This is a genomic window from Candidatus Magnetominusculus xianensis, assembly GCA_001541255.1.
In the GTDB taxonomy this organism is placed as follows: domain Bacteria; phylum Nitrospirota; class Thermodesulfovibrionia; order Thermodesulfovibrionales; family Magnetobacteriaceae; genus Magnetominusculus; species Magnetominusculus xianensis.
Map to the genome: position 1 here is coordinate 1 of LNQR01000003.1, position 18,138 is coordinate 18,138.

Genomic DNA, 18,138 nt, shown 5'->3' on the forward strand with positions numbered 1-18,138 from the left:
ATAACGTCTCTAATAACGTCTCTAATAACGTCTCTAATAACGTCTCTAATAACGTCTCTAATAACGTCTCTAATAACGTCTCTAATAACGGCGTTTGGGCGGGCTGGTTATGTTGGTATTTGTTGCAATGCTGATTCAGGCTAGTATACAGGCAGGTATAAACGAGGAGGTATTAGGATATGCTGGACAAAGGTAAGAAGTATCTGGACGCCGGGGCTGATGTGCTGAGTGAATCGTGGCTGTATACGTATGCGTTTGCCGAATATACCGGCCTTGTTATCTTCAGTTACATAAAAAGGGGAGGCTCTGCTGCCGCGTCTGTCATTGAACCGGCTGCTAAAGCTGCCAGCCCTGCGGTATTCACTCCGGTCAAGGAGATTGCAGGGGCTGCCTTTGAAAAGACTGTAAGCGGGTTGTCAGAGGGGTTGACTGCTGCATCTCAGGCAGTGCAAAAGCTGTTCGTCTGCCGCAGCAAAAGACTTGAAGCGCTTGACTCAAGACTTACCCAGCTTGAGGAGAGATTATCTTACCTTGAGAAGCACGGCATAATTGCCACCAACGAAGGCTTGCACGTCAAGGGCAAGAAACTTACGGAAGACAGGCTTGCGTTTCTGAGAAATATAGTAAATGAAAACATCGATTTGATTGTTGAAGATAAAAATGGTGAAAAGAATTAACCCGGACATGGAGGCTCAAATAATAATTAAGGCAGGAAACAGTTTATACCAAACTGTTATAATAACCGGATTCAAAGTTAAAACTAACTCATTACACTGGCAAGGAGACTGTGAAGATGGTTGGTAAGAGGGTTATTAATGTTGGTATAGACTTGGGTACATCAAGGAGCGTTATATCGTGTGACAATGGCGTCAGGACGTATCTTGCAAGCATCGTGGGTTATCCAAAGGATGCTGTGTCAAGGAAGCTGCTTGGCAAAGACATAGTATTTGGAGACGAGGCGTTAAAGCACAGGATGTCTTTGGAGATGCACAGGCCGTTTGACAAGGGGATGCTTAAGATTTCGCAGGATTTGGATGAGAACTCGCATGAATATAGAAAGGCAATAGAGGCAGCCAGGGCGCTCCTGAAGCGTCTGATAGAGTTTGCAGTAGAGGCCGACCCTGCCGGAGCTGCCAATGTGCTTGTCAGAGGTGTGCTTGGGACGCCGGCCCTTGCAAGCAGAAAAAATAAAAAGGCGATGCTTGAGATAGCGCGCGGCATACTCGACGATGTGATGTATGTATCTGAGCCATTTGCAGTGGCCTATGGGCTTGGTCTCTTGACCAATGCCTTTATTGTAGACATAGGCGCAGGGACGGTTGATTTATGCAGGATGCACGGGACAATGCCGACAGACGAAGACCAGATAACGACAATGAAGGCCGGAGACTATGTCGATCAGATATTTTACGAACTGCTCTCAAAAAAATACACAGAAGCGAATTTTACCTTGAATATGGTTAAGAAATTTAAGGAGGAAAACTCAAGTATATCTGATCGCGGCGACAGCATATTTATAGAGCTGCCAGTGAAGGGTAAACCCATAAAGCACGACGTGACTGCCGAACTCAGGATGGCGTGTAAGGCGATTGTGCCGGATATAGTAGAGGGCATAAGGAAGCTTATTGCGTCATATGACCCGGAGTTTCAGATGCACCTGAAGGACAATGTCATACTTGCCGGTGGTGGAAGCCAGATAGTCGGCTTAAAGAAAGAGATCGAGGACTTTATGATAGAAAAGCTGGGCTACGGGCGGGTGACAAGGGTAGAGGAGCCGCTTTACGCCGGGGCAAACGGTGCGCTGATGCTGTGTAAGGACATGCCGGACGAGTACTGGCACGAACTGAAGACAGGGCAGAGTAAGGTGAAAAACTAAGATGGCCTGGAACTTAGGGAACTAACGCACTATGGACAAGATATTAACTAAGAAGCTGGTTATACCGCTGATAACTGTGCTATTTCTTGGTGCAGTGTTTATAGACCAGAATGCTGTTCCAGTGCCTATGAAGTTTTTCATAGGCAGCCCTATCCACATGCACTTGAGCGCGATAATTGTTGTAAGCATGGCAGCCGGTTCAGCTTTAACCATAGTAGGGTTTTTGATTTTTAAGGGTATTCAGCAAAAGATAAAGAAAAGAAAGATGGAACAAGAGATAAGGGATTTTTAATTGAATGATTTACAGGAGGTTTTAGATGCAGACAGATTTCAGACATAGAATGGAGCATTTAGGTGATTATTTCGTGGATATGATAGACAAGGTATCTGAGGCCGCGAGGTGTTCGGCCAAAGGGGTTATTCTCACATATGATATTCATTTTCTGAAAAAGAAAAAAGAGGGGCTGATAAACGACCTCGGGGCGCGGGTTGCCGAGCTGAGGAAGACCGCCCCAGAGCAGATCATTTTTGAAGATGAAAATATCAGGGAGATACTGGCCGCTCTCGATGAGACAGAAAAGAAATATGACGAGTTCGTTGCAGAGCGTCAGAGCAGGTTATCTTCAGCAAGTACATGCTCATGCTCAGGCACGCTGGATGAAACACATACGCATGACGAAGGACATACTCACACACATGAAGAGATGCACACACATGACGATGGGCATGACGAAGGGCACGTCCATGAAGCTCATACGCATGACGAAGGACATATGCACACACATGAAGAGCTGCACTCCCATGACGAAGCTCATGTCCATGAAGGCCATTCGCATGACGAAGGGCATACGCATACCCATGACGAAGGGCATGTCCATGAGGGTCATACGCATGACGAAGGGCATACTCACGAAGAGGTACACGAGGAGACACAAACACACGAAGAGGCGCATGACGAACCTCACGCGCATGAAGAACCACATACACATGAAGAATCGCATGAAGAATCACACGAAGAGACCACTGATGAGCCACACACGCATGAAGAACATCATGAACACACAGACGATGCAGCTAAACAGACAGAATAGTTTACACGCATACGTGCGCGTGCTATATAAGGAGGCATGAGAGATGTCAAAGATATTGGCAGGGGTATTTTTAGGGGTATTTGTGAGCGCTCTGTTTTATGAGATATTTCAGAGGCAGGAGCCGGAGATGGCAGGCAAATTTGCGACAAAGATAAAGGATAAATTCAACAGTCTTATGGAGCCAAACAGCGGGGTCATGGAGAACTAAGCTATGAACCATCTCTGGCGATATTTAAACTACCTGATAATCGGGCTGATAATCTGCACGGCGGCATATCTGCTGATTTTCAATCCGGCCAAGTTCTTAAACCTGGACGGGCGGCGTGACGGGATTATTAAAAATGTCCGGCAAAACGCCCAGACGCCGGAGATAGTCGCGTGGCAGCAGGCTAACCCGGCTGGACAGGCCCAAGACCCCAACGCACTAAACGGGGCAGACCCGTATGGTCAGTTCTATGACCCGGGCGCGCCGCAAGCGCAACCCGGAACACAGGGAGTCTACGCCCCACAATTAGATACTAATCCGGTAAATCAGGCCCCGGCAGCAGCTGTCCCACCGGCCACCACATCGCCGGCCGTATCGCCAATAGAAATGGTGCTTCAGGAAGGCCACTGGATAGGTCTCGAAACTATCCCTCTTACTCCGGCAATCGCGGCGGCAAACGGCGTCCCGGCCAGTGTAAGTGGTGTGCTTATTGATGAGGTAACGCTTGTGGCGGCAAACTCAGGCATTTTGGCAGGGGATGTCATTACGGCAATCAACGATGTTCCGGTAACAGACCTGTCTACTTTCAGGGCTGCAACAATGCCGGTTGCTAATGCTAAACGTGCCACAGTAACGGTTTACAGGGCAGGGGCGCTCAATAAATTCACGGTAGAGGCAGTAGATGTCCTGGGGATAGCCCAAATGGAGGCGGCCCCCATGATACTTCCTTCTGACACAGCGCCGCACGGCTACTACGGCCCATGCACCAAGTGCCACGCCATTTCTAAGACGGTTAAAAACACCGGGCAGCTCGCAAAAGATGCGGGCGATGTACTAACAGTAGTACCACCGCCAATCAAGTGGGGGGCAGCACCGCCCCACAGGGACAGAGGGCAATGCACAAACTGTCACAAGATAATTTAACCTACGCGCAGTGCTATAGCTGCGAGAGAAAGGCCAGCGGCATAGCCGTTGCCTCGAATCTCCTGCTGGCTGTGTTTAAGCTGGTTGTCGGTATCATAAGCGGCAGTAAGGCCGTCATTGGCGATTCCCTGTATTCGTTCAAGGACTTTATGACATCGCTTGTGGTGTTAATCGGGGTGAAAATCTCAGGCAAACCGGCAGACGACGACCATCACTATGGTCACGGCAAGATAGAGTTCGTTGCAATATTTCTGATAAGTCTGCTGATAATAATCGGCACGTTGTTTTTGTTTATACATTCGGTAAAGGATGTGTGGGGCGCGTTTCATGGAACGGTGCAGCCGCCAAAGTTTATAGCATTTTGGGCGGCGGTTGTGTCGGTTATTGCCAATTATAAACTGTCTTCGTATCTGCACTGTGTGGGGCAGCGGCGCGGTAGTCCTGCAATGCTGGCAAATGCAAAGCACAACCACTCTGACGCCGTCTCCTCAGCATTTGTTGCTGTTGCAATAGTGCTGACAAGGTTTGGGTTTTATTCCGCCGACCCGCTGGTTGCTGTTATTGAGACGCTTGACCTTATAAGGCTTAGTTCGTCAATGCTCAACGATTCGTTAAAGGGCATAATGGATTCGTCAATAAATCCGGCTGTCATACGGCAGATGAACCACTTTGCCGGGCTTGTACCGGGGGTTAAGCGTGTTGCCTCGATAAATGCAAGAAAAGTTGGGCAGGGCATATGGGTAGAGATAGTGATAAAGGTTGACCACAGCAAGACGCTTGACAACGGCTATCTTATTGGCCGTCACGTGGAGGAGACGCTTATGAAACGCGTCGATAATATAGTTGGGATTAATCTGGCTGTAGAGCCGTATATACCTTAATTAAAGGGATGAAAAGGAAATTAAACAATGGATAACAAGTTTGAAGATATCGATTGGTTTGATAAGATACTGACCGTCTCGGGGACTTACCTGCCGGAGATCAGGCGGGAGGTCAAAGAGATGATAAACGAATACGACTTAAAGCACGGCGGCACAAAGCCGCACAAGTACATAGCCTACGCCATTGGCAGTAAACTAATAAAAAACGCGGCCATTAAAGCGGGAGGCATAGGGGGGCTGACCTCAATCCCGGCAACACTGCCCGTAGTAGGGACTATTGGCACAGTATTAATTGGCAGCGCAGTTGACCTGGCGCTGGTATTAAGGATGCAGATAGAGCTGTGCTATGCGCTTTCAGTGGCATATGACGTTAATATGGACGAGGAAGAGCTGAAGGCGGCAGCGCTGGCGCTTGTTGGATTTTCCGGCTCTGCGGCGGCGGCAAAGGCGGTAACGGCTGGTGTGTTGAGAAAGACTGTGGACACGCTTGCCTCAGATTATATAAAAACCGGACTGGCAAGGGCAGCCGCTGAGGTTGCGGAGAAACTTATCCCACGGCTTCTAAGTAAGTGGTACAAGTTTATACCCTTACTGGGCATCCCTATTGGGGTGTCTGTAAACGCGGCAACCACGATGATGATAGGAAATCAGGCAAGAAAGTATTTTAGCACATGGGTAGATGACGACGAACTAGGCCGATATGAGAGCGAATTATGAAAGCCAATAGAATGAGATACTTGTTATATGCGCTGGGGACGGTGTTTATGATTAAGATCATCTCATCGATGTTTTTGTATAACAGGCTAATCGATGAGGAGCACTTCCTTCATATATCGCACGGGCAGCTTGACGTAGAGCTTCAGAGGCGCGCCGAGGTGTATAAAAGGACTGCCTCTGCCGTGAACACATACGTTGAAACAGAGAAAAAGCTCTTTAACTTACTCATTGGATTAAACGGCGCAATCAGAACCGGGGCAGATTTAAATACCGCAGATGCAAAGAAAATGCAGGATGAGGCCTCAGTTCTCCTGAGCAAACTCAGGGCGCTGGCCGAGGCCGCCCCATCCCTAAAGGCCAAGGGGCCTTACCTATACTTTATGGAGACCATAATGAAGGCAGAGCAAAACGTGGTATTAGCAAGGCTGCACTATAATGACGCCGTTGCTGAGTACAATACGTTTTTAAGGTTGTTCCCCTATAATATCGTGGCACGGCTGTATGATTTTAAGAGGGCACAGTTTAACGGTGTTGAAAAGGGTGCGGAGATAGTGCCAGAAGTTGCGCGGCTGGACTTTACTAAAATATTCGACAAGGTGAGCAGATGAAGTATCCTGAGTGTACGACATGCGGCAAGTGGTCGCCGATACTGAGCGCGATAGGGAATTTTACAATCTCTATTTTTAAGTTTGTAGTGGGCGGGCTGACCGGCAGCAAGGGGCTTATGGCTGACGCTGTGCATTCCATAGCAGACACTATATCGTCAGTGTTTGTACTCATAGCGCTGAAGATTTCGGGCAAACCAAAAGACGAGGGGCACCCTTACGGTCATGGCAAAGTGGAGTACATAAGCACTATCTCGGCAAGCCTGTTCATATTCCTGTGTGCAAGTTTAATCCTGCTTGACGCCCTGCACAGTTTTAAGCACGGCTCGCACGCCATTCCAAGCAACGCAGCCCTGGTGGCGACAATTATATCGTTATTTTACAGTTGGCTTATGTACACGTCAAACACATGCGCAGGGCAGCAGTTAAACAGCCCCGCCATGCTTGCCGACGCGGCAGAGAGTAAGGCCGACAGCCTTACAAGCGTGGCAGTGTTGCTTGGCCTGATAGGGACGAAGATGGGATTTATATATTCGGATACGATAGCGGCGCTAGTTGTGTCGATATTCGTGTTTCACATAAGTGTTGAGATGTTTATGAAGGGTGTACACGGCCTGATTGATATATCGATGGACAGAGAGACGCTTGAGGACATTAAGCACATCTGTCAAAGGGTAAAGGGAATCGAGGGCGTGCGGGCGATAAGGTCGCGCTGTATGGGGCAAAAATGTGCTGTTGATATCGACATAGAGGTAGCCAGTACGTTTACCGTATTAGAGACCCATACGATGATAGAGCAGGTAAAGGCGGTAATACTAAGTAAAATCGATGGTCTGGACAGCGTATTTGTGAGGGCCTATCCGATTGAGAAATGGAGGTTTTGGAACTGATGCCGAGGTCTGATTATTTGGGAACGCTGTCGGCGTTACTTTTTATCATAGCAAACGCGTACTATCCGGCTAAGATAATAACGAGGCAGCTCATAGGGCAGACAAAGGAGACAGCGCAGTTTTTTCAAGGCTATCTGAAGGTACACATATTGTTAAACCTTCTGGGGCTGTGGGTGCTTTTTTTCCATGGACACTATGCAGACGAGAGGAATATTGTACTGCAAATGTCATTTTTAGTAACGATATGGCTTTCAGTAGTGGGCACTATGATGTACTTTAAGTGGCCGTACCGGTATTACAGGGAGATGAAACTGCTACATTCGCAGCAGTTGATGTTTTACGTGTGGATAGCGCTGATTATCTGGGGACATTCAATAATATAATATGAAGATAGACGCTGAGGAGGGCAATGTATGGGGATTAACGTAGATACAGGGGACTTAAAGGTATTCCTGAAGACTGTATCGATAAAAGGGAAGCTGCTGTTGGATACGCTTGTAAACGGCTACAACAAGGTGTTGCAGTTGAATCCGGCAGATGCCAGAGGCATTTATATGGACGTAGGGGTTAAGCTGAGAGATAAAGGAGACTACGAAGGCGCCATAAGGAGTTTTAAAAAGGTGTTGGACATAGATTCTGTAAACGCAGAGGCTCTCTATGAAATCGGCAGGACATATCTGAAAGTAGGGCTTCCGAATGAGGCCATAGAGTCACTTGGCAGGGCGACGAATTTAGACAGAAGCTCTGCACACTGCTTTTTTCATTTAGGTTCGGCCTATTTCATGGTAGACGACAACCCCAAGGCGCAGTGGGCGCTAAACGAGGCAATAAAGATAGACCCCACCTATGCCGAGGCATACTACAAGCTCGGTCTTGTGTATGACAACATGTCTGACTACGAAAACGCCATAGGGTCTTACAAGAAGGCAGTCTCTATTAAGCCGAACTTCATCAAGGCATACCAGAGCATAGGGCTTGCATATGAGGCAAAGGGGCAGAGAGAGGAGGCCGTTAAGTACTTTAAGCAGGCGCTGGAGAAGGAGGAAAAGGCTGTTTAGCCGTTTAATATAAAAATACAATGGGATGCCCATTGAAAAGTAATCTAAGGATAGAGGAGTACAAATATGCTGAGTATAGTGTTTGGTTTGATAGCAATGTGTCTTGGCCTGTGGGGAATGGTAACGTACTGGTGGTACGTAGTGGATGTGTTTTTGGCTGTATTGCCGGTGGCGCTGCTGTTTGGTGGTTTTGTTGCCCTGGTTGCGGGTATAAGAAACACTGGACTAAAGGCGAAGGTCAAAAATTTCAACGGGAAGATGCCTCAGGACGAAACTGCTAGCGAAAGAGACCGATAGGAGAACGATATGGCAGAGACAAGAAACGATTATAAACAAAACGACCCAAGAGGGTTTTCGCCGCAGCAGCCACAGGTGAACTGCCCACGGAGTTTTAAGCCGTGGATATGGACGCTTTGCCTCCTTGCGACTGTCACCCTGGGCTGGACACTGTTTGAGAGCTACAGAGAAGGCGGTATAGTTAAGAATTTGATAGAGACAGATGATATTAAAAAGATGATAAACAATAAGATGGCAGGTAAGGTAGTCCCTAATAAGTACTACAATACAGTAGCCGGGCCTGCGGCCGTTGCCAGCACTGTGCAGGACAGCTATCACAATATAATTGAGACTGTGAGGCCGTCTTTGGTAAGCATCGATGTAGTTATCAACAGTACTCAGCCAATGGACCCGGCCCCTGCGGCAGGCGGGCAGATGCAGACCGTCCCCAATCTGGTAGCCGGTTTGCCGGTAGTAAATTACACAAGGGTGGGTTCAGGCGTAATTGTTGAGCCAACAGGATTTGTGCTTACCAGCTTTCATGTAATAGAAGGCGCTGCCTCCTTTAAAGGTACGGTATATGGCGCTGGCGGGGCAAAAGAATATCCAATGAAGCTTGTAAACGTGGATAAGTCCACTGATTTAGCGCTTCTCAGGATTGATGGCGAGGGGCCGTTTCCCACCGCAGTCTTAGGGGATTCCGATGGCGTGAGGTCAGGCGATGTTGTCCTTGCCATGGGCAGCCCGTTTGGGTTTGACCAGACGATAACCTCCGGTATAATCAGCGGCAGAAACAGGTCAATCAGCATAGGCGGCAAGATATATGAGGGGATGTTCCAGACAGATACGCCAATTAATAAAGGCAACAGCGGAGGCCCGCTGGTAAATGCCAGTGGAGAGGTCATCGGCATAAACACGGCGATATATTCGCCAACGGGGTCTTTTAGCGGCATAGCATTTTCTATTCCTGTTAATTTAGCCTCGACACTGGTGGCAGGCGTTGTGGATTTCAACGGCGCACCGGCACAGGCGGCGGCAGGGCAGATAGCGGCCTGGTCAAGGCAGGGCAGGCAGGTTGGCAATGCGTTTAAACTCCCAAGCGGGCAGATGCTCCAGCCCCCGCACCAGTACAGGGGCAGGTGCATAGACTGTCACCCGCAGTTGTGTCCGACACGTCAGCAAGCAGGTGGAGCGGTTGCAGGGGCGATTGCTATTGCAGGTGTGCAGCAGACTGCTGATCCATTCTTTGGCGCGGTTCTGTTAGATGTTGATACAGTAGTTGCAAAGCAGTTTAATCTGGCACACGCTGGAGGTATATTAGTTGACACCGTATTTCCCGGCACACCGGCAGACACTGCTGGTATCAAGCGCGGCGATATTATTATGAGACTTGACGGTCAGCGTGTGCTGACGGTTGCTGATTTCAAAAATATGCTGGCGGCAAAGAAAGTGGGCGGGAAGTTCGACGTAATGATGTTAAGCGGTGGGCAGAGAAAGACCGTGAAGCTGAAAACAGGCCCGTATCCACCGCAACTGCCGCAACTACCACAGGCAAAACAGCCGAAGGAGTTTGAATGGCTGGGTGGTGAAATCTCACCCTTGCTCACAGCGCTTCAGGGTTATACAACAGGCGTATATGTGGCAGACACGGGCGGCGTACTGGCGGCTGCCGGTGTAGCGCGTGGTGATGTTATAAGGTCGGTAAACAATCAGCCCGTAAAAGACATGTTGACCTTTATCAAGGTCGCGCAAAAGGCTAATCCGGTAGACGGCATACTGCTTGATATAGTGCGCTCCGGTCATCCAATGTTTATAACGGTAAAGGGATAGAGCGGCAGACTATGACTGAGAATGACCAGTTGAACGATATACTGAAAAAGGTCTATGCTAAAGACCTGGGCCTGCTGGGGGATTTGCCGGAAATCAGCATGAGGCGCAAGGGGTTTTTAAGCAGGATTTCGGACAAGATATGGACAAGGCAGTCTTCGGCGATAAAAATCGCGATTGTATCCCTTGTCCTTGCAGGGCTTAGCGGTGCAGTCTACTACTATAACTATTTCACGATAAACGTGTATCAGGCGATGATGGAAAAGGCGCACATAGAGGCACAGCTTCAAAGGCGGGCAGACCTTATCCCGAACCTCATCAGCAGCGCCAACAACTACATGAGCTATGAAAAGACGCTCTTTGCCCATGTGGCTGAGGTAAGGAGCGCCGTAAAGACGATGGAGCTTGAGGCCATAGAAAAGTCAATGGCTTCAGGAGGGAAACCAGATGCATCTCTTGACAGCAAGGCCCTGTTGTCTAAATTTCAGGCGGTTGCCGAGGCATACCCGGCTCTGAAGGCGTCGGAGGCATATAACACATTGATGAAAGAGCTCTCAGACACGGAGACAAAGATAGCTGAAAGCCGAATCAGTTATAACAGGATAGCCAATTTCTATAACTCAAGGTTAAAGATGTTCCCTGGGAATGTCTTTAATGTGATTTTCAGATTCGAACCGCTGCCGGTATCCGGCTCCATAGCGGGCGCAGCGAGTGCGCCGCTGGTACATTAAATGAAATCCGAACGAGGTTGAAGACTATGTTATCGAGCGAACTGATAAATAGGGCGATGAGCCTGGGCCCAAACGAAAAGAACGCGTTTCTGGAGAAACTCCTTGCGGCTGTGGGTAATCTTGAGGATACCGTTGTCTCGAGAAAGGCTGTATCTACCAGCATACTGGAGCAGTCACGCGCGTCGTCGGATGAGATAAAAAAGATTCTCAACGACAATGTCCAGCGCCTTGAGAAGAAAAACGTAGAGCTGAGAAAGAAAATCAATGACATTATGAAGGATACCAGCAAACTGGACGAGCTGACAGCGTCAATGCAAAAGCTCAACGGAGAGTATCAGGTGTTGAAGGCCGCCTACGAACGGACTCTGAAAGAGAAGACCGATGCCGACGAGAGGCTTGCCGTCATTCAGCAGCAATGGGAAACCTTTATGCGGGGTGTTTAGCCATGTCGAGATATAATCAAGACCCGCGCAAGTCCCCGGACAACATAGTCCTGGCGGCAGAGATTACACAACTGCGTGAAAAACATGCCAAGCTGTCTAAGGAACTCACTGAGTTAACCGGCGCCCTTGATGCGGCTAATAAAAATCTGACCGAAGGTGATGACAGGATTCGCAGCTATAACACAGAGATGGCCGTGCATGAAAAAGAGATGAAGGAGATGCAGGGGCACATCTTTGAGCTGAAAAAGAGACGTGCTATGGCCGGTACCGCAAGCGGCGTCGAACAGGAATTCAACAGGCAGGAAAGACTCCTTAGCTCACTTGGGGCAAAGCAGCGCGAATTAAATAAACTGCTCATGGAGATAGAGTCAAACACAAAGCTCTATGAGGAGACCATGTCTGACAAGACTGCGGTTTTGCAAAGACTGCTGTTGAATCTCGATGACATGCAGCCCAAGAGAAGGGCGCTCATTGAGGAAGTATCAGGGCTTGAGGCCGTTGCTAAGATATTTATAGAGGCGGAGCGGCTCTCCGGGGAACTTGGCACACTTACTGAGGGCATAACCAGGCACACTACCGAACTCAACACCCTTAAAGCCTTTATTGCGGAGGTGGAGCCAGAGACCTCAGCGCTTGAAGCCCAAATCAAAGGGCTTGAACAAACACTTGCCGCCCTTGAGCAAACCAACAGGGAAATAAAAGAACTTATAGCTAAGAAGTCATCTGTCATAGAGGCAGTTGAGCGCCTTGAGGAAGAGGAGAAATCCCTAAGTCTCGACTCAGGTAAACTTCAAAGGGAGCTTGACAAGCAAACAGAGACCCTCAAAAACCGCAAGGCCGAAAATGAGACAAACAGGGCAAGTGCTGGAGCGCTTGAGAAAGAGCTGAAGACATATAATGAAAAGATTGCAGAGGCTAAAATAAATCTGACCAAACACGGAGAGTCAAAACGGAAAAAAGATGCAGAACTGGAAAAATTTGAAAATGCCCTTGCCTCAAAGCTCAATCTTGAAAGTGAACTGGTGTATATAGAGGAGGGCACAGCAGCCCTCGGTAAAATTGTGAGGTCCCAAGCATGACTATGATTAAATTAACGGAAGACCAGGCGACTTACACAAAACAGGATATGGTCAGGCTGATTAACGAGGTCGGCACAAATCTTATCCTGAAAAAAGACAAGATTTCATTAGAGACAGAGATACAGAAAAAGCAGCATCAAATCGAATATAAAAAGGAATATTTTGAACGGGTACAGAAAAAGTCCACAGAGCTGAACTCAGTGCTGCAGGGCATGGAAGACCGCTCAAGGGAAATCAAGGCGCAGATTGACCGGATCAGGGCAGAAAAAGATGCCGCCATACGCGAGCTGGAGCAGATTCTCGACTTAGAAAAAAAGGCGGCAGTCCTGCACCAGCGCAGCTCAGACATTGAGACGCTTACAGAAAGGGTCAAGGCGCTTGAACTAAAGGTAAGCAGGCTGACCCCAGAGTATGACGAAAAACTAAAAGAAAAAGACAGGCTTGACCGTGATCTAAAACAGGCGGAAGATGCCTTTCGTTCGTTGAGCGCCGAGTATGACTCACTGATAAACAGAAGAGAACACCTCTATACAAAAATTCCCTCACGGGATAAACTCTCAGACAGGCAGCACGAGGCCGAACTCTCAATCGTAGAAAATACCGCCGCGATAAACAAGTCAAAGGGAGAACTTAAAACCCTTGACAACGATCTGCCACCCCTAAGGACAAACGTCGATGCGCTGAGGCAAAAGAAGGAGACACTTACAGGACTCAGAGACAACCTTCAAAACAAGATTTCTGAAATAACCTCAGCCGACAGCAAAGAAGACCTACAGGCAGAGATAGAAAATCTTTCGGCGAAAAAAGATACGCTGGCATCTACGGTTGACGGTCATAAAAAGAAGATAACAGAGTTGACAGAGGCAGCAGCGGCAGTAGAGAAGTCGATAAAGGAAGAGGATGCGTTCACCGCACACTACGCCAAACTAAACGCAGATATTGAGGCGGCGAAGGCAGAACTCGCAGATGTCGAAAATCAACTACAGGGCCTGTTGATGGATGAGGAGGCCAATCAGAAACTCATCGAGGTGCTTGGCCCGATAAACGAATACTCAGGGGCGATAAACGGCATATTGTCTAAGCTCTCGCAGGAATACAAGACAGCCGTTGAAAAGGCAGTGCTTGCCATAGTACAAGGGGTCAAATGAGGCAGACGACTGTCAGACGGGTGCTCCTTGTCATAGCAGTCATGGCGGCAGCGGCGCTTCTTGGTGGTTGCTCATATGTGCGCCCCGATGCTCAACATGACATGATAGAGGGGTTTTTCGGCGTCCTTCCAGTTGTGCTTACGGGTGTGTTTGTTGGTCTTATTGGTACGCTGGTAGGGGCTGGAGGCGGGTTTATACTTGTGCCAATATTATTGATTGCGTATGGATTTACGCCGCAGCACGCCATTGGGACATCGACTGCGGTTGTTTTTTTGAATGCGCTTTCGGGGACGTTTTCTTACATGTCGCAGGAGAGGATAGATTACGGGCTTGGGGTTAAGTTTTCGGTAGTGGCCGTCCCCGGCGTGGTGATTGGCGCAATTGTCAGCCAATCGTTTAATATGGTTGTGTTTTCGGTAATATTTGCCCTTCTTTTAATGGCTGTGACATATACGCTTGTTTTTGTTGACGAGTTTTATCTGGTCTGCTCGAAATCACAAACAGAGCCAAGTACACGCGTGGTGTATGACTCAGCCGGTGAGACGCACACATACAGTCCGGACATGGCTGTGGGGTTTGGCGGGAGTTTTCTTGTGGGCATACTCTCAGGGCTGTTGGGGGTAGGGGGAGGACTGATGCATGTGCCCTTGATGAATTTTATCGGCATCCCTATTCATATAGCTGCGGCAACGTCGCATTTTATTATAGTGATAACGAGTTTCTTTGGCGTGATGATATTTGCCGGGCTAAAGACCATAGACCTTGACTATACGGTATTTCTTGGAGTCGGCACAATACTTGGGGCGTACTATGGGGCGAAACTTGCCATGGCCGTTCACCCTGAGCTTATAAAGAGGGTTATTGCGGTATTGCTGCTGATTGTTTCGGTGAAACTAATATTAGGTATAATATAAAATATGGAGGACTTAAACATGGAAGAAAAAAGAAAAGGTCTGTGGGGCGCTGTGGCAAAGGCGCTAAACGCAACCGGTGCAGCAACAGTGAAATCCTTTGACTACACCGTTGATTTATTTGTTAAGACGACCGACGCTGTGAAAAAGGCGACCCCAGGCATTGTGGATACTACGGTGGATTATTCTAAAAAGACAGTGGATTTTCTTGCCGACGGGTTTTCAAAGGTGGGCGAACTTACAAGCAGCATTGATTTTAGTGCGATAAATTTTGGAAAGATAAAGCTCAGTTCGATAAGTCCTGGTTTGGGATTGGAAAAAGACGACCTCAGAGATAAAATCACCGAGTATGAGGGGAAAATTAAGAACCTCTACTTTGAGATTGGAAAGGAAGGCGCCTCTGCCGATAAACTTGAATCCGACAAGGTCAGACAGATGATAGAGGATGTCAAGGAGTTTGAGAAGGAGATACAGAGACTAAGAGGCAGAATCTTAGAACTGGAAGAGAAGAAAAGGGAAGACAGCTTAAGAAAATCTGAACCCCGCACTGAGACCAAACAAAAGAAAAAGAAACAAAAATTGTCCGAGACCCAGGTTGACGCCCTGCTTAAGTCGGCCATTGAAAAGGCCCTAAAGCATGGCTCGTTTGAGACAGACAGCGACAAGGCGATATTCAATAAGATAGCAAACGACCTCCTGGATATAGAGATGGATGTAAAAATCCTCGCCGCCACAGAATTAGGCAAGATGGGCAACAAGGCGGCAGTAGATGTGCTGCTTGAAGCTGTAAAATACCGCAACAAATATCTGGCTGCCGAGGCTATAAATTCTCTGATAAATATAGGAGACCCAAAGGCCGTTGAATTATGTAAGGACATGGCAGGCAGCTCAAACCACAAAGTACGGGTAAACAGCCTGCGCGGATTGTATAAGCTTGGTAAGGACGATGAGATAATCCCTTATCTGATGGAGGCCTTAAAGGACGAACACGCTGAAGTTCGCCGCACGGCAGTTACATTTTTGGGTTGGAAGGACTGCGTAGATGCAGTGCCCGGGCTTGTCCAGAGCCTGCAAGACAAGGATGATCAGGTTAGAAAGGCGGCAGTCTCTGCCCTTGCTAATATCAAAGACACTGCCGCTGTGCTGCCGCTAATGAGAACGCTGGCAGATGAGGCAATTGAAATAAGGCAGAAATCCCTTGAGGCCATAAAGATGATTACGGCAAAGGATGTAGCCTTTAACATCGAGCTTACCGGGGAGGCGCTTACAAAGGCAGTCAACGAGTTGAAAAACTGGTGGCAAAGGGAGAGAATGGATGGGATTGGTGAGGCTGTAACAGAGCAATACGCAGATGTTGCGGCGCCTGATACACGTCCGATGCAGTCCTCTTACCAGCATTATTCTGAAGAAACGCCGGTTGAGCCAGCAGCGTCTTACACGGTTGACACCCCTGAGCCGGTTGATGAGGTGGCCGAACCTGCGGCAGAGCCAGCACCCGAACCAGTCGGCGAAGCAGCAGAACCAGCTGCGCCGGGCCGCACTGAAATGCCAACACAATCAGAACTCAAGAGGATGTCAAAGGCAGAGCTAATATCATTATGTCAGGCTTCAGGCATTGACTGTGACGATACATATACAAAGTCAGAGCTTATAAATCTCCTGAATGTGTAGCGGCGGGGTATGTGAGAGATGAACGAACTCAATCAATCAATCGTTATGCCGTCTGATACTGCCCTGGAAGGCGGTGAGGGAACAGACGGGGAGACAAAGAGGAATTCTATGATAGAGATGGTGGAGGACAAGGAGCTGAGGGTCCGCAGGGACAGGCTTCTCGCCGAGAAAAATGACCTCGATAGTGAAATAGAAGCCCTTGGGATGGGAAACTATAAGCTCGAAATGCAGGCAAAGGAACTGGAGATTCAACTCCTCGATAAGAACAAGAAGATGAGGAAACTCTCCGATGAGGCGGTAGACCTCAGACGCGCCCTCTTAAAGCCGATTGCCGACGAGAGCGGACTGCTTGCTGAGATAGACTTTCTGGAAGAGGAAAAGGCTGGCCTTGTTGAGACCTATAACAGAATCTCTGATGACCTCAGTGTTCATATCTCTACACTTGGCAGTACGATACTGGGGATAGATTTCACAAAGGGTGAGATTGCTGCCCTGAAGAATAAGGTAACGATGATTGAATATGAGGTTCCTCAGAAGTTTGACGAACTGGACTATCTGATAGAGAAAATAGAATGGACATCAAAGGCATTGGCAAATCTGTTTAGCGCTATGAAGACAGTAGAAAAAACTACAAAGTTATCTTATTATAAGAAGGGGTAACCAATGGATAATATAAACGAATTCGGAATGCACGACATGTCATTAATACCACCTGACGAGGAGATAGCCGCAGCCGGAGCTGCGTCTTTTCATGTCCCCGAAGGCGCGTCATGGGCATTAACCAGCACGCTGCCAGAGATAAGAGGGGTTGAGCTGTTACGCGACGCAAGCGGCACAGTAGACGTAGGGAAAACAATAAGGGAAATGTTCCTCTGCATTCAGAACATGGAAAGGCAGCTTAACGACGTGCTGTCCATAAACGCCTCACTAGAGCGGGATATAAAGTCCTCACGTGAGTTGATAACTAATCTGAGGACTGAAAAACAAGACCTCCAAAGGACAATCGACACTATAAACCGAGAAATCCCGTCAAAGAGAGAACTCCAGGCGCAGGTAGAACACCTTATCGAAGAGAGAAACAGTTCACAGTCATCTGTGCGCGACATGAAGAACCTGTCTGAAAGGGCAAGATACGAGGCACAGGTATATAAAGGCCGCATCGAGGAGCTGCAAGAAGAAAAGGCAGACCTGCTCAGGGATATAAACTACCTGGAGTCAAAAATCAGTGCAGCCCTGAAAAAAATAAACGCCTATGCGAAGGAAATAAACATCCTCAAGGGCGAAAGACATATCCACAGGGAGAAAATCTCAAAACTCGAAAAGAGCTACAGAGACTGTGTTGACGAAAGAGACAGTCTGATAAGCAGGACTATAGATTAGACGGCAGACACGGCAATCCTTACGCGTTTGCCCTACAGTCCCCAACAGTCAGGGAGTCACCAAGACTTAGACAAAAGGATTCTTCTGTCTAAGTTTAAGTAAATAATATCAGCGCCCGCTCACTGACACTTTGTAAAGCCGCAATCGTGGCAGACCGAGCAGCCGCCCTCGTGTTCAACCGCACCGCCGCACTCAGGGCACGCCCCTACCATTATGTCGGCCATGCTGGGCTGACCGGCGGAATGACCATGGTTCACCTCGCCGTGGCAGTACCACTCAAGGGCCTTTGCTATGGCGTCGGCACACGAGGAAATCTTGCCGCCGTTAGCCCATCTCGGCAGATGGCAGGAGATACCCTTCAGTTGCGTGATAATCTCATCCGGGCTTATATTACACCTGAGGGCAAGCGATACAAGCCTTCCAAT

Annotated in this window: 23 protein-coding genes; 22 read left to right on the forward strand and 1 reads right to left on the reverse strand. The window is 48.3% G+C overall.

Going from position 1 to position 18,138, the window contains the following annotated elements; genetic code table 11:
* Window positions 1-179: 179 nt before the first annotated feature.
* The 22 genes from ASN18_RS00560 (at window position 180) to ASN18_RS00660 (ending at window position 17,713) form a co-directional block, all read left to right on the forward strand.
* Window positions 180-677, forward strand: a complete 498-nt coding sequence (locus ASN18_RS00560) for a hypothetical protein (RefSeq protein ID WP_085050651.1) — start codon at window positions 180-182, stop codon at window positions 675-677.
* Between the two features lie 116 nt (window positions 678-793).
* Window positions 794-1,876, forward strand: a complete 1,083-nt coding sequence (mamK, locus tag ASN18_RS00565) for a MamK family actin-like protein (RefSeq protein WP_085050652.1) — start codon at window positions 794-796, stop codon at window positions 1,874-1,876.
* Window positions 1,877-1,907: 31 nt separating this feature from the next.
* Window positions 1,908-2,168, forward strand: a complete 261-nt coding sequence (locus ASN18_RS00570) for a lipopolysaccharide assembly protein LapA domain-containing protein (RefSeq protein ID WP_085050653.1) — start codon at window positions 1,908-1,910, stop codon at window positions 2,166-2,168.
* A 25-nt stretch (window positions 2,169-2,193) separates the two neighbouring features.
* Window positions 2,194-2,967 (forward strand): hypothetical protein, encoded by a 774-nt coding sequence (locus ASN18_RS00575; protein ID WP_085050654.1) that lies wholly within the window; start codon window positions 2,194-2,196, stop codon window positions 2,965-2,967.
* Between the two features lie 43 nt (window positions 2,968-3,010).
* Window positions 3,011-3,175 carry a hypothetical protein gene (locus tag ASN18_RS16955; protein WP_157072748.1) on the forward strand — a complete coding sequence of 55 codons (165 nt, stop codon included), beginning with the start codon at window positions 3,011-3,013 and terminating at the stop codon, window positions 3,173-3,175.
* Between the two features lie 3 nt (window positions 3,176-3,178).
* Window positions 3,179-4,096 carry a PDZ domain-containing protein gene (locus ASN18_RS00580; protein WP_085050655.1) on the forward strand — a complete coding sequence of 306 codons (918 nt, stop codon included), beginning with the start codon at window positions 3,179-3,181 and terminating at the stop codon, window positions 4,094-4,096.
* Window positions 4,069-4,977, forward strand: a complete 909-nt coding sequence (gene mamM, locus ASN18_RS00585) for a magnetosome biogenesis CDF transporter MamM (protein ID WP_085050656.1) — start codon at window positions 4,069-4,071, stop codon at window positions 4,975-4,977. Before ASN18_RS00580 ends, mamM begins: the two co-directional genes overlap by 28 nt.
* Before the next feature lie 27 nt (window positions 4,978-5,004).
* Window positions 5,005-5,694, forward strand: a complete 690-nt coding sequence (locus ASN18_RS00590) for an EcsC family protein (RefSeq protein ID WP_085050657.1) — start codon at window positions 5,005-5,007, stop codon at window positions 5,692-5,694.
* Window positions 5,691-6,302 (forward strand): LemA family protein, encoded by a 612-nt coding sequence (locus ASN18_RS00595; protein ID WP_085050658.1) that lies wholly within the window; start codon window positions 5,691-5,693, stop codon window positions 6,300-6,302. The genes ASN18_RS00590 and ASN18_RS00595 overlap by 4 nt, the downstream gene beginning before the upstream one ends.
* On the forward strand, window positions 6,299-7,189 hold the full coding sequence (locus ASN18_RS00600) for a cation diffusion facilitator family transporter (protein ID WP_085050659.1): 891 nt from the start codon (window positions 6,299-6,301) through the stop codon (window positions 7,187-7,189). The genes ASN18_RS00595 and ASN18_RS00600 overlap by 4 nt, the downstream gene beginning before the upstream one ends.
* Entirely contained in the window at window positions 7,189-7,572 is a 384-nt protein-coding gene (locus tag ASN18_RS00605) for a hypothetical protein (protein ID WP_085050660.1), read from the forward strand. The genes ASN18_RS00600 and ASN18_RS00605 overlap by 1 nt, the downstream gene beginning before the upstream one ends.
* A gap of 30 nt (window positions 7,573-7,602) precedes the next feature.
* Window positions 7,603-8,247 carry a tetratricopeptide repeat protein gene (locus tag ASN18_RS00610; protein ID WP_085050661.1) on the forward strand — a complete coding sequence of 215 codons (645 nt, stop codon included), beginning with the start codon at window positions 7,603-7,605 and terminating at the stop codon, window positions 8,245-8,247.
* A 66-nt stretch (window positions 8,248-8,313) separates the two neighbouring features.
* On the forward strand, window positions 8,314-8,544 hold the full coding sequence (locus tag ASN18_RS00615; protein WP_085050662.1) for a hypothetical protein: 231 nt from the start codon (window positions 8,314-8,316) through the stop codon (window positions 8,542-8,544).
* A 9-nt stretch (window positions 8,545-8,553) separates the two neighbouring features.
* Window positions 8,554-10,353 (forward strand): trypsin-like peptidase domain-containing protein, encoded by a 1,800-nt coding sequence (locus ASN18_RS00620; RefSeq protein WP_085050663.1) that lies wholly within the window; start codon window positions 8,554-8,556, stop codon window positions 10,351-10,353.
* An 11-nt stretch (window positions 10,354-10,364) separates the two neighbouring features.
* Window positions 10,365-11,081 (forward strand): LemA family protein, encoded by a 717-nt coding sequence (locus tag ASN18_RS00625; RefSeq protein ID WP_085050664.1) that lies wholly within the window; start codon window positions 10,365-10,367, stop codon window positions 11,079-11,081.
* Window positions 11,082-11,107: 26 nt separating this feature from the next.
* Window positions 11,108-11,524 (forward strand): hypothetical protein, encoded by a 417-nt coding sequence (locus tag ASN18_RS00630; protein WP_085050665.1) that lies wholly within the window; start codon window positions 11,108-11,110, stop codon window positions 11,522-11,524.
* A 2-nt stretch (window positions 11,525-11,526) separates the two neighbouring features.
* Entirely contained in the window at window positions 11,527-12,603 is a 1,077-nt protein-coding gene (locus ASN18_RS00635; RefSeq protein ID WP_085050666.1) for a coiled-coil domain-containing protein, read from the forward strand.
* A 2-nt stretch (window positions 12,604-12,605) separates the two neighbouring features.
* A complete protein-coding gene (locus ASN18_RS00640; RefSeq protein ID WP_157072749.1) occupies window positions 12,606-13,751 on the forward strand; it encodes a coiled-coil domain-containing protein in 1,146 nt (381 codons plus the stop codon).
* The gene (locus ASN18_RS00645; RefSeq protein WP_085050668.1) at window positions 13,748-14,665 is read left to right on the forward strand and encodes a sulfite exporter TauE/SafE family protein; all 918 of its coding nucleotides are present in this window, start codon (window positions 13,748-13,750) and stop codon (window positions 14,663-14,665) included. The genes ASN18_RS00640 and ASN18_RS00645 overlap by 4 nt, the downstream gene beginning before the upstream one ends.
* A gap of 18 nt (window positions 14,666-14,683) precedes the next feature.
* Window positions 14,684-16,333, forward strand: a complete 1,650-nt coding sequence (locus ASN18_RS00650) for a HEAT repeat domain-containing protein (protein WP_236861402.1) — start codon at window positions 14,684-14,686, stop codon at window positions 16,331-16,333.
* An 18-nt stretch (window positions 16,334-16,351) separates the two neighbouring features.
* On the forward strand, window positions 16,352-16,993 hold the full coding sequence (locus ASN18_RS00655) for a hypothetical protein (protein ID WP_085050670.1): 642 nt from the start codon (window positions 16,352-16,354) through the stop codon (window positions 16,991-16,993).
* A 3-nt stretch (window positions 16,994-16,996) separates the two neighbouring features.
* The gene (locus ASN18_RS00660; RefSeq protein WP_085050671.1) at window positions 16,997-17,713 is read left to right on the forward strand and encodes a hypothetical protein; all 717 of its coding nucleotides are present in this window, start codon (window positions 16,997-16,999) and stop codon (window positions 17,711-17,713) included.
* Between the two features lie 119 nt (window positions 17,714-17,832).
* Here the strand turns inward: ASN18_RS00660 and ASN18_RS00665 are convergent.
* Window positions 17,833-18,138: TSCPD domain-containing protein (locus ASN18_RS00665; RefSeq protein WP_236861403.1), on the reverse strand; the 306-nt coding region annotated here is incomplete at its 5' end.

Bases quoted from the DNA above. Each gene is read 5' to 3' on its own strand.
- ASN18_RS00640 (WP_157072749.1), top strand. From the start codon at position 12,606: ATGATTAAATTAACGGAAGACCAGGCGACTTACACAAAACAGGATATG.
- ASN18_RS00660 (WP_085050671.1), top strand. From the start codon at position 16,997: ATGGATAATATAAACGAATTCGGAATGCACGACATGTCATTAATACCA.
- ASN18_RS00595 (WP_085050658.1), top strand. From the start codon at position 5,691: ATGAAAGCCAATAGAATGAGATACTTGTTATATGCGCTGGGGACGGTG.
- ASN18_RS00645 (WP_085050668.1), top strand. From the start codon at position 13,748: ATGAGGCAGACGACTGTCAGACGGGTGCTCCTTGTCATAGCAGTCATG.
- ASN18_RS00630 (WP_085050665.1), top strand. From the start codon at position 11,108: ATGTTATCGAGCGAACTGATAAATAGGGCGATGAGCCTGGGCCCAAAC.
- mamK (WP_085050652.1), top strand. From the start codon at position 794: ATGGTTGGTAAGAGGGTTATTAATGTTGGTATAGACTTGGGTACATCA.
- ASN18_RS00620 (WP_085050663.1), top strand. From the start codon at position 8,554: ATGGCAGAGACAAGAAACGATTATAAACAAAACGACCCAAGAGGGTTT.
- ASN18_RS00600 (WP_085050659.1), top strand. From the start codon at position 6,299: ATGAAGTATCCTGAGTGTACGACATGCGGCAAGTGGTCGCCGATACTG.
- ASN18_RS00635 (WP_085050666.1), top strand. From the start codon at position 11,527: ATGTCGAGATATAATCAAGACCCGCGCAAGTCCCCGGACAACATAGTC.
- ASN18_RS00590 (WP_085050657.1), top strand. From the start codon at position 5,005: ATGGATAACAAGTTTGAAGATATCGATTGGTTTGATAAGATACTGACC.
- ASN18_RS00580 (WP_085050655.1), top strand. From the start codon at position 3,179: ATGAACCATCTCTGGCGATATTTAAACTACCTGATAATCGGGCTGATA.
- ASN18_RS00575 (WP_085050654.1), top strand. From the start codon at position 2,194: ATGCAGACAGATTTCAGACATAGAATGGAGCATTTAGGTGATTATTTC.
- ASN18_RS00560 (WP_085050651.1), top strand. From the start codon at position 180: ATGCTGGACAAAGGTAAGAAGTATCTGGACGCCGGGGCTGATGTGCTG.
- ASN18_RS00605 (WP_085050660.1), top strand. From the start codon at position 7,189: ATGCCGAGGTCTGATTATTTGGGAACGCTGTCGGCGTTACTTTTTATC.
- ASN18_RS00615 (WP_085050662.1), top strand. From the start codon at position 8,314: ATGCTGAGTATAGTGTTTGGTTTGATAGCAATGTGTCTTGGCCTGTGG.
- ASN18_RS00625 (WP_085050664.1), top strand. From the start codon at position 10,365: ATGACTGAGAATGACCAGTTGAACGATATACTGAAAAAGGTCTATGCT.
- ASN18_RS00655 (WP_085050670.1), top strand. From the start codon at position 16,352: ATGAACGAACTCAATCAATCAATCGTTATGCCGTCTGATACTGCCCTG.
- ASN18_RS16955 (WP_157072748.1), top strand. From the start codon at position 3,011: ATGTCAAAGATATTGGCAGGGGTATTTTTAGGGGTATTTGTGAGCGCT.
- mamM (WP_085050656.1), top strand. From the start codon at position 4,069: ATGCACAAACTGTCACAAGATAATTTAACCTACGCGCAGTGCTATAGC.
- ASN18_RS00610 (WP_085050661.1), top strand. From the start codon at position 7,603: ATGGGGATTAACGTAGATACAGGGGACTTAAAGGTATTCCTGAAGACT.
- ASN18_RS00570 (WP_085050653.1), top strand. From the start codon at position 1,908: ATGGACAAGATATTAACTAAGAAGCTGGTTATACCGCTGATAACTGTG.
- ASN18_RS00650 (WP_236861402.1), top strand. From the start codon at position 14,684: ATGGAAGAAAAAAGAAAAGGTCTGTGGGGCGCTGTGGCAAAGGCGCTA.